General features: G+C 60.7%; 10 protein-coding genes. 4 read left to right on the top strand and 6 right to left on the bottom strand.

Annotation, left to right across the window (positions count from 1 at the left end):
- Nucleotides 1–120: 120 nt before the first annotated feature.
- The 4 genes from leuA to ACVWVP_RS17760 all read right to left on the bottom strand — a co-directional run bounded on the left by leuA (nt 121) and on the right by ACVWVP_RS17760 (nt 5,331).
- Nucleotides 121–1,800 (bottom strand): 2-isopropylmalate synthase, encoded by a 1,680-nt coding sequence (gene leuA, locus ACVWVP_RS17745; RefSeq protein ID WP_178921636.1) that lies wholly within the window; start codon nt 1,798–1,800, stop codon nt 121–123.
- 425 nt (nt 1,801–2,225) lie between these two features.
- Nucleotides 2,226–3,047, bottom strand: coding sequence for a peptidoglycan DD-metalloendopeptidase family protein (locus tag ACVWVP_RS17750; RefSeq protein WP_259174695.1), 822 nt, complete (start codon nt 3,045–3,047; stop codon nt 2,226–2,228).
- 3 nt (nt 3,048–3,050) lie between these two features.
- Nucleotides 3,051–4,430, bottom strand: a complete 1,380-nt coding sequence (gene xseA, locus ACVWVP_RS17755; RefSeq protein ID WP_457407436.1) for an exodeoxyribonuclease VII large subunit — start codon at nt 4,428–4,430, stop codon at nt 3,051–3,053.
- A gap of 10 nt (nt 4,431–4,440) precedes the next feature.
- Entirely contained in the window at nt 4,441–5,331 is an 891-nt protein-coding gene (locus ACVWVP_RS17760; protein ID WP_457407439.1) for a LysR family transcriptional regulator, read from the bottom strand.
- 99 nt (nt 5,332–5,430) lie between these two features.
- On the opposite strand from ACVWVP_RS17760, the gene ACVWVP_RS17765 reads away from it, so the two are divergent.
- From ACVWVP_RS17765 to guaA, 4 genes are all read left to right on the top strand, one after another.
- Complete coding sequence (locus ACVWVP_RS17765; protein WP_259174693.1) at nt 5,431–6,198, top strand: sulfite exporter TauE/SafE family protein; 768 nt, start codon at nt 5,431–5,433, stop codon at nt 6,196–6,198.
- A gap of 142 nt (nt 6,199–6,340) precedes the next feature.
- On the top strand, nt 6,341–6,889 hold the full coding sequence (locus tag ACVWVP_RS17770; protein WP_178921643.1) for a sugar ABC transporter ATPase: 549 nt from the start codon (nt 6,341–6,343) through the stop codon (nt 6,887–6,889).
- A 220-nt stretch (nt 6,890–7,109) separates the two neighbouring features.
- Nucleotides 7,110–8,579: an IMP dehydrogenase gene (gene guaB / locus ACVWVP_RS17775; RefSeq protein WP_178921644.1), complete on the top strand. Its 1,470-nt coding sequence runs from the start codon at nt 7,110–7,112 to the stop codon at nt 8,577–8,579.
- Between the two features lie 81 nt (nt 8,580–8,660).
- Nucleotides 8,661–10,238 (top strand): glutamine-hydrolyzing GMP synthase, encoded by a 1,578-nt coding sequence (gene guaA / locus ACVWVP_RS17780; RefSeq protein ID WP_177006534.1) that lies wholly within the window; start codon nt 8,661–8,663, stop codon nt 10,236–10,238.
- A 273-nt stretch (nt 10,239–10,511) separates the two neighbouring features.
- On the opposite strand, the gene ACVWVP_RS17785 is transcribed toward guaA, so the two are convergent.
- Together ACVWVP_RS17785 and treR are read right to left on the bottom strand one after the other, a co-directional pair.
- Nucleotides 10,512–12,584, bottom strand: coding sequence for a TerD family protein (locus tag ACVWVP_RS17785; protein WP_457407443.1), 2,073 nt, complete (start codon nt 12,582–12,584; stop codon nt 10,512–10,514).
- A gap of 228 nt (nt 12,585–12,812) precedes the next feature.
- Entirely contained in the window at nt 12,813–13,517 is a 705-nt protein-coding gene (gene treR, locus ACVWVP_RS17790; protein WP_176994407.1) for a trehalose operon repressor, read from the bottom strand.
- Between the last annotated feature and the right edge of the window lie 263 nt (nt 13,518–13,780).

Genomic DNA, 13,780 nt, shown 5'->3' on the forward strand with positions numbered 1-13,780 from the left:
AAACGCGGTCGAATGTGGGAGCGGGCTTGCTCGCGAAGAGGTCAGAACCCTCACCACACCTCTCAAATAAAAAAGGCCCCTGGATTCACACCCAGGGGCCTTTCGCATTTCAGCAGCTGATTACGCCGCCTTGGCTTCCTGCTGGCTCAACGAGCGGTTCAGCGCGCTGAACAACGCCTTGAAGCTGGCAGTAGTGATGTTTTCATCAATGCCCACACCATGCACCGGGCGCTCGCCGTTCACGCGCAGTTCGATGTAGGCCGCGGCCTTGGCATTGGTGCCCGCACCGATAGCGTGTTCGTTGTAGTCCATGATCTCCACGCCAATCGGCAAGCCAGCCACCAGCGCTTCCAGGGCGCCGTTGCCTTTGCCTTTCCAGTGCAGGTTGGTTTCGCCCTGGCCTTTGCCCGAGACTTCGACCTCGACAAAGCTGTTGCCGTTTTCTTCCTGCAGGCGGTGGCTGACCAGCGCGTACGGGGTGTTGGCTTGCAGGTATTCACGCTGCAGCAAGGCGTAGATCTGTGGCGCCGTCATTTCCAGGCCCACGCGGTCGGTTTCGGCCTGTACCACCTGGCTGAACTCGATCTGCATGCGGCGTGGCAAGCTGATGTCGTATTCCTGCTCCAGCAGGTAGGCGATGCCGCCCTTGCCCGACTGGCTGTTCACACGGATCACCGCTTCGTAGCTGCGGCCGATATCGGCTGGGTCGATCGGCAAGTACGGCACTTCCCACAGCGCGCCGTCCTTCTGCTGGGCGAAGCCCTTGCGGATTGCGTCCTGGTGGGAGCCGGAGAAGGCGGTGTGGACCAAGTCGCCAACATACGGGTGACGAGGGTGCACCTGGATCTGGTTGCATTCTTCAACGACTTTGCGCACGCCGTCGATGTCGGAGAAGTCCAGCTGCGGATCCAGGCCCTGGGTGTACATGTTCAATGCCACGGTGACGAGGTCGACGTTGCCGGTGCGCTCGCCGTTGCCGAACAGGCAGCCTTCGACACGGTCGGCGCCGGCCATCAGGCCCAGCTCGGTGGCGGCCACGCCGGTGCCACGGTCGTTGTGGGTGTGCAGGCTGATGATCACGCTGTCACGGCGGTTGATATGGCGACCGAACCATTCGATCTGGTCGGCATAGATGTTCGGCGTGGCGCATTCAACGGTGGCTGGCAGGTTGAGGATCACCTTGTGCTCAGGCGTCGGGTTCCACACCTCGATGACCGCGTCGCACACTTCTTTGGCGAACTCCAGTTCAGTGGCGCTGAAGGTTTCCGGCGAATACTGGAACGTCCACTGGGTTTCCGGCTGTTGGGCTGCGTATTTGACGAACAGCTTGGCCGCGTTGACCGCGATCGCCTTGACGCCGTCCTTGTCCTGGTTGAACACAATGCGACGGAAGGAGGGCGACGTGGCGTTGTACAGGTGAACGATGGCTTTTTTCGCGCCGCGCAACGACTCGAAGGTACGTGCGATCAGGTCTTCGCGGGCCTGGGTCAGCACCTGGATGGTGGTGTCGTCCGGGATGTGGCCTTCTTCGATCAGGGTACGCACGAAGTCAAAGTCGGTTTGCGAGGCGGACGGGAACGACGCTTCGATTTCCTTCACGCCCACGGCCACCAGGGTTTTCCAGAAGCGCAGCTTTTTCGCCGCGTCCATCGGTTCGATCAGCGACTGGTTGCCATCACGCAGGTCGGAACTGCACCAGATCGGCGCCTCAGTGATGGTTTTCGACGGCCAGGTGCGGTCTGGAATATCGATGGTCGGGAACGCGCGGTACTTCGAAGACGGGTCTTTGAGCATGCTCATCGGGGAATCCTTTGTAGTAGGGGCCGAGAAAAGGCGGCCTGCCGAGTAACTATTGTTTGGGGTAAAACGTGGGGCGAGGCAGATCGATTCAGCCTGGCAGTCGTGCGCTGACGAGGCACAGGCTGCGGTGCTGGCGGAGCTGAATGAGGGTGTGAGAGGTTTTCATAAGCCCAACCCTAACCGCCGAGGTGAAAGATGGCAAGCAGTCGAGAAAAATTGAGATAAGTTCTGCTATCTGCGTGTTATGCGAGATTTTATTGCTGTTTTTTCTGGTGGGTTATGTTTTGTTTGCGCTGCATTTATTGGTCGCGCAATAGGGCGACTGATCTGGCGCCATCGCTGGCAAGCCAGCTCGTACAGAAGAGGGTGTTCCCATGTGGGAGCTGGGCTTGCCCGCGATGAGGTCAGTAGCCTCACCCTTCATATCAAGGCTGGAACGCGCCGATAAAGATCGCTGGGTCGACCCGCGCATCGTTGAGGCTGATGTTCCAATGCATGTGTGGCCCGGTGGCGCGTCCCGTGGAGCCGACCTTGCCCACCACCGTGCCACGGGCCAGTTGATCGCCGACTTTCACGTCGATCTTGGACATGTGGCAGAACATGCTGATAAAGCCCTGACCATGGTCGACAAACACCGTGTTGCCGTTGAAGAAGTAGTTGCCGGTCAGGATCACCTTGCCGGCTGCCGGGGTCTTGATCGGCGTGCCGGCGCCGACTGCGAAGTCCAGGCCCGAGTGCGGGTTGCGTTCTTCGCCGTTGAAGAACCGGCGCACGCCAAACTTGCTCGACAGCGGCCCGTTGACCGGTTTATCCAGGAGCAGGTTGCTCGGCGTGTTCGGGCTGAAGCTGCGGTAAGCCTTGAGCTGCACCGCCAGTTCACCCTCGATGCGCTTGAGCTGCGCCGGGTCCGGGTTCACCTGGCTCTTGTTCTTCAAGGTGATGTGCTGCTCGGGGTACTTCTTGAAGCCCACCACAAACGGCAGGTTTTGCGAGCCGCTGGTAATACGCTGGGTGCCGGGCTTGACGGTCAGCGGGATACCGACGATCGCCAGCCAGTTGTTCTGTTCCTTGACCACCAGCACCGGCCGGTTCAGGTACGTGGCCTTGGGGGCGGCCGCCGCTGTGCCCAGATCGACCACCGCAACGCCACCAGGCACCGGCTTGTTCAGCAGACGGGTGATATAGCTGTCGGCGTGGGCATTGAAGGTCAGGCAGGCGAGCATCAACAAACCGAGAAAACGTGGCATCGATCAATCCAGTAACGAAAGGGTGACGGGTGTCAGGTGGTTGTCTTCCACCCGCACTTGCAATTGGCCTTCACCCAGGCGCGCGGTGAGCCGCTGGCCGGTGTGGGTTTGCGCGGCATTGCGGATCGCCTGGCCGCGCTCGTCCAGCAAGATGCTGTAGCCTCGGCCCAGGGTCGCCAGGGGGCTGACCACGTGAAGTGTCTGAACCTGGTTTTGCAGGTGCAGGCGGCGCGCCTTGAGGCCTTCGCGCATGGCGCGGGGCAGGCGCTCGGCGAGGCTGTCCAGGCGCTGGCGCAGCAGGGCCAGCTGGCGGCCAGGGTGTTGGCCGGCGAGGCGGGTTTCCAGGCGGATCAACCGCTCGCGGCGGGTATTGAGGCTGCGTTCGAAGGCACGGCGCAGGCGCATGTCCAGGTCATCCAGGCGCTGGGCCTGTTGGCGCAGGCGTTCGCCGGGGTGACGCAGGCGACGGGCCATGCCCTCCAGGCGCAGGCGGTCGTGGCTCAGGCGATTGCGCATCAGCATCACCAGGCGGCGGTGCAGGTTGTCGACCTGGCGCACCAGGTGGCTGGCGTCGGGTGCGAGCAGTTCAGCCGCAGCGGAGGGCGTCGGGGCGCGCACGTCAGCGACGAAATCGCTGATGGACACATCGGTCTCATGCCCGACGGCGCTGACGATTGGCGTGACGCAGGCGTCCACCGCACGGGCCACGGCTTCTTCGTTGAAACACCAGAGGTCTTCCAACGAGCCGCCGCCACGGGCCAGGATCAGCGCATCGAAGCCCCGCGCATCGGCCAGTTTCAAGGCGCGCACAATCTGCGGGATGGCTTCGCGGCCTTGCACGGCAGTGGGGATCAGGGTCAGTTCAACGTTTGGCGCACGGCGGCGGAACACGCTGATAATGTCGCGGATGACCGCGCCGGTTGGCGAACTGATGATGCCGATGCGGCGAGGGTGCGCCGGCAGTGGCGCCTTGCGCTCGGCGCTGAACAGGCCCTCGGCGCTGAGCTTTTCCTTCAGCGCATCGAACGCCAGGCGCAGCGCGCCATCACCGGCGGGCTCGACGGTATCGAGGATCAGTTGGTAATCACCCCGGCCTTCGAACAGCGAGACCTTGCCCCGCACCTTCACTGCCAGGCCATCCTTCAACGCTTGGCGTACCCGCGCGGCGTTGTTGCGAAACAGTGCACAACGCACCTGCGCGCCGCTGTCCTTGAGGGTGAAATACACGTGACCGGAGGCCGGGCGGGCGAGGTTGGAGATCTCGCCTTCGACCCAGATATTGGTGAACACGTCTTCGAGCAACACCCGCGCGCGGCCGTTGAGCTGGCTGACAGTCAGGACTTCGCGGTCCAGGCCCAGGCGGGCAAAAGGATCTTTAATCATGGGCGGCAGTTTATAGGCATTCGTTCAAGGTTTGGCAGAATTGCTCCACCAGCGCGCTCGGCGCCTGTGCACAGGCCAAGGCCACGGTGCTGAGGCACTCCGGGTCGGCCAGGGGCAAAAAGTGCACATTGGCCGGCGCGATGTCCTGCATGGATTTTGGTAACAAGGCTATTCCAAAGCCGGCCTGGATCAACTGCAACTGGGTGGTCTTGCGCGACATGACCCGCGCCGCCTTGGGGAAAAACCCGGCGCGCATGCATAACTCGGCTGACAGGTAGCTCAGGCCGCCGCGCTGGGGATGGGGGATAGAAATAAACGCCTCATCCTTGAGCCGCGCCAGTTCGACCGGCGTGTTGCTGTGCGACAGCCGATGATTGGGTGGCACCGCCAGCAGCAATTGTTCGCTGTATAACGGCACGATCCGCACCCCTTCGCGCTGGCGCAACACGGGCAGGCGCAACAGCCCGACTTCCAGCCGCCCGTCGGCGATTTCCTCCAACTGCGCCTCGGAGGACAGTTTGACGATATCCATGGACACCCCCGGGCAGCGCTCCAGCCAGGTGCTGATGCCTTTCAATAGCGGGCCGCTCATCGGCACGGTGCTCGAATGGCTCAGGCGCAGCGTACCCAGTTCGCCGTTGCCCACTTGCGTTGCCATCTCGCTGGCCTTGAGCAGCTCACTCAGCAGGTTGCGTGCACGGGGGTAAAAGGCCTCGCCCGCCGCAGTCAGCCGGGGTTGGCGTGCCGTGCGTTCGAACAGTGGGGTTTGCAGCTGGGTTTCCAGCTCCTTGATCTGCCGGCTCAAGGCCGATTGCGCCACGAACAGGCGCTCGGCGGCGGCACTGAAGCTGCCGCTGTCGGCGATTTCGACGAAGTAGCGCAGTTGGCGGGTTGAGATCACGCGTCATGCCTTTTCGAGATGGGTGGAGGGCTTTGAAGATATTAGTCGCAACACTCATGGATGGCTAAAGTGATCGCCATCTCGAATAAGGAATCGCCCATGAGCCCGGTTGAGCTGATGAGTCAGTGGTCGTTTGGTGGCGTGGAGTGGCTGGTGATCGGCCTGGGCATCATCGTGGCCTACGTGGTGTTCGGCATTGCTGGCTTTGGCACAGCGCTGGTGGCGGGGCCGGTGCTGATCCTGTTCATGCCGTTGTCAAAGATCATCCCATTGCTGGTGCTGCTGGATTTTGTCGCGGCGTTCGGCAACCTGCTGCAATCGCGGCGGGAGGTGAACACGCCGGAGCTGCTGCGCTTGCTGCCGTGCATGGCCATCGGTTGTACGCTGGGCGTGGTGTTTTTGCTGAACCTGCATTCAGACCTGTTGCTGCTGTTGATGGGCCTGTTCATCAGTGCCTACGCGATCTACAGCCTGGCGGTGAAGGCTCGGCCAACACAACTGGCGGCCGAGTGGTCGATTCCCATGGGCACGGTGGGCGGACTGTTTGGCGCGTTGTTCGGCAGTGGTGGCTTTTTATATGCCATCTACCTGAACAGTCGCCTGCCCAAGGAGGCGGCGCGCGCGACCCAGAGTGCGTTGATCAGTTGCAGCACGGTGGTGCGCCTGAGCCTGTTCCTGATAGCCGGGGTGTATGCGGATTTGCCGTTGTTGATGTTGGCGCTGTGCCTGTTGCCGGCGATGGCATTGGGGCTGTGGGTTGGGCGCAGGCTGACGATGCGCATGTCCCGTGAAGCCTTTGTGCGGTTGGTGACGTGGTTGGTGTTGGCCAGTGGGCTTGCCTTGATTGGGCGATACTTGAGTACTTGACCTGTGTGGGGTAGGGATTAAGCTGCCAGCCTTCAGGGCCCCTTCGCGGGCAAGCCCGCTCCCACATTGGAATGCGACCCCCTGTGGGAGCGGGCTTGCCCGCGAAGGCGTCAGACGACACACCGCAGGACTCTCAGGCCTCATGAACTCCCAAAGCATCCTTGTCCCGAAAATCTCCACCTTGCCCGTCCACGAACCCCGCGCCCGGGCGATCGTGCGCTGGCTGGTGCGCAAGAACATCATCAAGGAAGAGCTGACCACCTGCGGTCGTACCGGCAACCGCATGGGCTATGCCCTGGCCGACGGTGCCCGCGCGGTGGTGCTGCACCCCCAGGCGCTGCCGTTCAACGAGCCGATCAACGGCCTGGAGATCATCTACAAGCGCTGCATCTACACCCCCGCCAAAGGCTTTCTCGAAGAAGCCGGCTGCCCGGAGTGCCGCAAGGAAGTCGGCGAGGCCCTGTTCGAAAGCCTGGAGGAGTGGATGCCCGGCCACACCGACAACTTCACCTGCCCGCTGTGTGGGCATGAAGATGACATCAACGGGTTCCTGTTCCTGCAGGAATGCGGCTTCTCGAACCTGGGCTTTATCTTTAACAACTGGGCCGAAGCGGGCTTCAAGCAAAGCTTTATCGACGAATTCGCCGACTGGCTGGACCAGAAGATGAGCTGGGTCAAAGTCGAGCTCTAAACCTCTGCTGCCCAACCCGTAGGTGCCCGGCTTGCCGGCGATGGCGGCCTCTGGTTTGGCACAAGGCTCAAGGGCCTCATCGCCGGCAAGCCGGCTCCTACAGGGCGCTGTTTTTCTCCATCTATCAGTATTACCAAGTTTGTCAGAGTTTTACATTGAGCCGGGCAGGGTGCATGTATATAATGGCGCGCTTCCATTTTCCCGCTCGGGAGCCCCCGCGATGCTGCGTATCAGCCAAGAAGCTCTGACATTCGACGACATTCTCCTAGTGCCCGGTTATTCCGAGGTGCTTCCTAACGAAGTCAGTCTCAAGACCCGCCTAACCCGTGGCATCGAGCTGAATATTCCCCTTGTTTCCGCTGCCATGGACACCGTCACTGAAGCCCGTCTGGCCATCGCCATGGCTCAGGAAGGCGGCATCGGCATTATCCACAAGAACATGACCATCGAGCAGCAAGCTGCCGAAGTGCGCAAGGTCAAGAAGTTCGAAGCCGGTGTGGTCAAGGACCCGATCACCATCGAGGCCGATGCCACGGTGCGTGACTTGCTCGACCTGACCCGCATGCACAACATTTCCGGTGTGCCGGTACTGCACGATGGCGACCTGGTCGGCATCGTCACCTCCCGTGACGTGCGTTTCGAAACCCGCCTGGATGTTCCTGTTCGTGAAGTGATGACGCCCAAAGAGCGCTTGGTCACCGTGCGCGAAGGCGCCGACAAGCACGAAGTGCGCGAGCTGCTGCACAAGCACCGCCTGGAGAAAGTGCTGATTGTCGATGGCAAGTTCACCCTCAAGGGCATGATGACCGTCAAGGACATCGAGAAGTCCAAGGCTTACCCGCTGGCCAGCAAGGATGACCAAGGTCGTCTGCGCGTTGGTGCAGCAGTCGGTACCGGCAAAGACACCGGTGACCGCGTTTCGGCCCTGGTGGCTGCGGGTGTTGACGTGGTGGTGGTCGACACCGCCCACGGTCACTCCAAAGGTGTGATCGACCGCGTGCGTTGGGTCAAAGAGAATTTCCCTGAAGTGCAAGTGATCGGCGGCAACATCGCCACCGGCGCTGCTGCCAAGGCCCTGGCCGAGGCGGGCGCGGATGCGGTCAAGGTCGGTATCGGCCCTGGCTCGATCTGCACCACCCGTATCGTTGCCGGTGTGGGCGTGCCGCAAATCAGCGCCATCGCCAACGTCGCCGCTGCCCTTGAAGGCACGGGCGTACCGTTGATCGCCGACGGCGGCATCCGTTTCTCCGGTGACCTGTCCAAGGCCATCGTGGCCGGTGCTTCCTGCGTGATGATGGGTTCGATGTTCGCCGGTACCGAAGAAGCGCCGGGCGAGATCGAACTGTTCCAGGGCCGTTCGTACAAGGCTTACCGTGGCATGGGTTCGCTGGGCGCCATGTCCCAGGCTCAAGGTTCTTCCGACCGCTACTTCCAGGACTCTTCGGCAGGCGCCGAGAAGCTCGTACCGGAAGGCATCGAAGGCCGTGTTCCCTACAAGGGCACCCTGAGCGCCATCATCCATCAACTGATGGGCGGCCTGCGTTCCTCGATGGGCTACACCGGTAGCGCCAACATCGAAGAAATGCGCACCAAGCCAGAGTTCGTGCGGATCACCGGCGCCGGCATGGCTGAATCCCATGTCCACGACGTGCAGATCACCAAGGAAGCGCCAAACTACCGCGTAGGTTGAGGCTTCCAGCAAAACGTTAAGTAACCGGGGCTGTTCTTTCAGCCCCGAGTTGTTTCTGATTCATTAGACGAGACTGACTTCATGGCCCTCGACATTCACGCCCACCGCATCCTGATCCTCGACTTCGGTTCCCAGTACACCCAGCTGATCGCCCGCCGCGTGCGTGAAATCGGCGTGTACTGCGAACTGCATCCGTTCGACATGGACGACGAAGCGATCCGCGAATTCGCACCCAAAGGCGTCATCCTCGCCGGTGGCCCAGAGTCCGTGCACGAAGCCAACAGCCCGCGTTGCCCGCAAGCAGTATTCGACCTGGGCGTGCCCGTCTTCGGTATCTGCTACGGCATGCAGACCATGGCCGAGCAACTGGGCGGCAAGGTTGAAGGTTCGGAGCTGCGTGAATTCGGTTATGCCCGTGTCGACGTGGTCGGCAAGAGCCGCCTGCTGGACGGCATCGAAGACCACGTCGACGCCGATGGCCTGTTCGGCCTCGACGTGTGGATGAGCCACGGTGACAAAGTCACCAAGATGCCGGAAGACTTCCACATCCTGGCCAGCACCCCGAGCTGCCCGATTGCCGGCATGTTCAGCGACGAGCGTCGTTACTACGGCGTGCAGTTCCACCCGGAAGTGACCCACACCAAGCAAGGCGGCCGCATCCTGTCGCGCTTCATCCTCGACATCTGCGAGTGTGAAGCGCTGTGGACCCCGTCGAAGATCGCTGAAGACGCCATCGCCCAAGTTCGTGCCCAAGTCGGTACCGACAACGTGCTGCTGGGCCTGTCCGGTGGTGTTGACTCCTCCGTGGTTGCTGCGCTGCTGCACAAGGCCATCGGCGACCAACTGACCTGCGTCTTCGTCGACAACGGCCTGCTGCGCCTGCACGAAGGTGAGCAAGTGATGGCCATGTTCGCCGAGAACATGGGCGTCAAGGTGATCCGCGCCAACGCTGAGGACCAGTTCCTCAACAACCTGGCCGGCGAGTCCGACCCAGAGAAGAAGCGCAAAATCATCGGCCGCACCTTCATCGACGTATTCGATGCCCAGTCCAGCAAACTGGACAACATCAAGTACCTCGCCCAGGGCACCATCTACCCTGACGTGATCGAGTCGGCCGGCGCCAAGAGCGGCAAGGCCCACGTGATCAAGTCCCACCACAACGTGGGTGGCCTGCCTGAGGAAATGAACCTCAAGCTGGTAGAACCGCTGCGCGAACTGTTCAAGGACGAAGTCCGCCGTCTGGGCCTGGAACTCGGCCTGCCCTACGACATGGTCTACCGCCACCCATTCCCAGGCCCGGGCCTGGGCGTGCGCATCCTGGGTGAAGTGAAGAAGGAATACGCCGACCTGCTGCGTCGCGCCGACCACATCTTCATCGAAGAACTGCGCAAGGCCGACTGGTACCACAAGGTCAGCCAGGCATTCGTGGTGTTCCAACCGGTGAAATCCGTCGGCGTGGTTGGCGATGGCCGTCGTTACGCGTGGGTCGTGGCCCTGCGTGCCGTAGAAACCATCGACTTCATGACCGCCCGTTGGGCACATCTGCCGTACGAACTGCTGGAAACTGTCAGTGGCCGTATCATCAATGAGATCGAAGGCATCTCGCGCGTGACGTATGACGTGTCGAGCAAGCCGCCGGCGACGATTGAGTGGGAGTGATCCTGCGCTAGCAGGTGAATGCTGAATAACAAAACCCTGGCCATGCGCCGGGGTTTTGTGTTTTTGGAATACGGTAAACGGATCGCCTCGCCCCAACTGTAGGAGCTGGCTTGCCAGCGATGAGGCCCTCGAATGAGGTAGTGATCTCAAGCACGCCATCGCCGGCAAGCCGGCTCCTACATGGGGTGCGGCGTTAGCTCTACCGGCGTACGGGAAGAAAGATTGGAGGCAAGAGCCGTCGTTTTCAACGAGCAGTAAAGGCTGGCGCGGGTATCAGAGAAACTGCGATCGAATCACATCCGTATCGAAAGGCGTAATTCCTTGATCAGGTGCAAATACCACCTGTGCCTGCTGCAGTGAGGCCACTCGTTCTCCCCGTGCTCGAACGTGCAGGTCGAATAGTGTCTCCAAATCTGGCCGTGGCGTATGCACTAACGCTCGCAGCATTAAAGATACCCCGCTGAGGTTGTTGTCGACGTTGTTCCAGCGTGGCGATGAAGTGAGTCCCAGATCGGCCCAAATCATGCGTCGCTCCTGCAAGTCCATCACAAACGGCAGACAGATAACGGTGTCGGACGCGATATCGATACGGTCGAACACGGTTTTAGGCTCGAACACTTCACCCGATGCCACGTCCGCACGGGCCATCCAGCCCGCGAAGCATTCTGGAAGATCGCAATACGGTTGCTGGGTGAAGGAGTTGATGGATGTGACGACATAGCGGACTCCCTTCTCGACAAGGACATCAAGGTCGAGGTCGATGAATTCCGAGGCCCCTTCGGGCGCGTCCACGATATCGCCGCTGTGGTAGCCGCCGTAACCCTTGAGGTTGTAGTACGCAACCGCCTCTCTGAACACGAAGTTGGCGTCGAAAAATGCAGCGGACAAGTCGATGTCCGTGCGTGCACGACCGTTCTTCCACCATAGGAACAGGCGAATGAAGCGTGTATCGGGGATTGGCAACCGGCTGCCGCGCACCAGCGTACGCAGTGACTTCGCTGAGGCACGCTGGGCCAGCGGCACTCTGTACTCGCGTAACTCGGGATCGATGAAACAGCGGCCGAGTGGCGGCAGCGATGCAAAACGCTTTACGAGAGCGTCTTCGCAGATTCGCGCTGCACGCGCCAACACGTCCGGTGTCAGAGACTCGCGCCGATCTTTGATGGCATAGACTTTGGCCAGTGCACCTTTTGGCGTGAACGCTCGCAGAGGAAGAGGGCGTGGCGAACGTACCTGGGCCAGCAGTTGCAGCAGAACAGGTGAGGACACGTGTGCCGCAACCGCCTCGAACGCGTCTAGAACCGGCTTGGGTTCTTCTGTACGTCGCAGGGTCGCGTCCAACCGCCGTGCAAACTCACCAGGACGACTCTGCAATAGGGACGTGAGCGTGGCGATGTGGCGCTGGGCAAACAAAGTTTCTACACGTGACCCAAACGAAGCCGGCGCATCATTGCGACGCGCTGCCGTGATCGCGGCCAGCGCTCGTGGGTATTTATCGGCGTAGTCACCCGGATGCAGTACTTCAGCCAGGCGCTTCCAGCGCTCGGTATGGCGCATCACGTCTTCTACGGCGTTGGGTATGGCGTCGAGCAGCCGCAACAGCAGGCGGCGCATCGAGCGCTTCATCGCGGTGAAACGTGTCGACGCTGTCGCCAGCGACACGTCGCCTGCGTTCAGTGCTACCGCAAGTCGTAGCACGTCAGTCGCTGTTTCAACGTTCTGTTCCAGGAATGCGTTCACTCGCGTATCACCGGCTACATGCAAGAGAAGTGCGCTGCCAACCTGTGCGCGGATCTCACGGAAAGGTATAGCCTCAGGCAGCAGGCGGAACACATCGCCTTTGTACTGCCGGATAAACCAGATCACGTCGGCGCTTTCCTCTTCGGATAGCGAGCTGCGCGATGACACCAGCGGCGCGAACAATGATTCGAACTCAGAGACACTTCCCGGCTCGATCACGCGGGAGATGTAGTTGCCTTCAAGCATCGCCGGTCGAGCGTGTTCAGAGGGTGGTAGGCGCCAAAGTGTGAGGTAGTGAATGACGGCGTTAAGGTACAACTCCGCCTCTGAGGCAGCCAGCACCTGCTCTGGGAAGTCAGGATAAAGCGGGGAGTGGTGCACATGAGCCCCTGTCTCCCGCCGAAGGACTCTGACAATCTCGCGCAGCCAGGACTTGAGTTCTGTCGCTGACAACCTGCCGATTTGTTCAATCAGAGGCTCCGATAGTACGCATCGGAATGCCGCGACTTCCTGGATCACTGATGCAACCTGGGCGCGCGTCGCACCGCCAGTGCCCGTCGGGACGTGAACTTTATTGCGGCGCCGCAGGAACAATCCCTGATTCATACCTGACTTTCTCCCTGGATCGCCGTCTTGGGCGAGCTGCCGCGTGGTTTTACAACTGATGTAAAAACGCCTGCAAGCAGCAGGCGTAGTGTGGAGAGCGAAACCCCTAGGTCATAGGAGGTTAGAAGGAAGGTGTTCCATAGCCACGTGGGCATTCTACGTAGGGTTCTGTCTGTTTGTCAGGTAGCGCTGTGTGCCTCAACAGTAACAATCGATGTGCAGTCCGACTTACCGCCGCGCAATATCCGAAAAGTAAAACTTATCCAGCGTATGCCGCGACTCGGTGTACTCGAACTGTCGCCCGTCCTGCAAAAACGTCTGGTTACTCACCACGATCACATGGCTTTGGCCGTCGAGGTCCAAGTGTGCCTGGTCGTCCTTGCTGCGGGGCAGGGCTTCGATGGTGCGTTGGGCGTAGCTGATTTGCAGCTGCAGGGTCTGTTCGATAAACGCGTAGATCGACTGTTCGGCGATGTCGCGGTCCAAGCCTGGGATCAGGTCGGCGACGAAGTGGTTGATGTCGAGGATCACGCGTTTGCCGCCAATGCGCCGTACCCGTTTGATGCGGGTGATGAGGGTGCCGGGTTCGGCTTCGATGTGTTGCAGCAGTGAGCCTTCCAGCGGGAACTGGGTGAATTCGACCACTTCGGTGCGTACGTCATCGCCCAGGTCGGCGTGGGTTTCGTGGAAGCTGACGATGCCGCCCAACTGGAATTCGATCGGGTTGGGGGACAGCACGAAGGTGCCCTTGCCGTGGATCTTTTGGGCAAATCCGCGCTCCTGCAACTGCTCGATGGCACGACGAACGGTGCCTCGGCTGGCCTGGTAGCTGTCCATCAATTCTGTTTCGGAGGGAAGGCGCGTGCCGCGTTGCAGGCGTTCGGTGGTGATGCTGGCAAGCAGATCCGTATAGATCTGGTTGTATTTGCTCATGGGGATGGCTCTGTGCCTTTGCGTTCAGGCAGGAACCATAGTGGCACCGTTGGGGTTTGTCCATTAGACCCATTGCGAACGAGCCTTTGTAGGAGCCGGCTTGCCGGCGATGGGGGCCTTACGAACAGCATCACCGGCAAGCCAGTGCCAACAATTTGTAACTCGTACAGACGAGTTGTTGCATTAACTCGTACAGACGAGTACTTTTGCCCTCGGCGTGCTGCCAATGACTGCCCCCCAATAAAAAAAACCAAAGTGGAAAC

The sequence above is a fragment of the Pseudomonas sp. TE24901 genome (genome assembly GCF_054058375.1).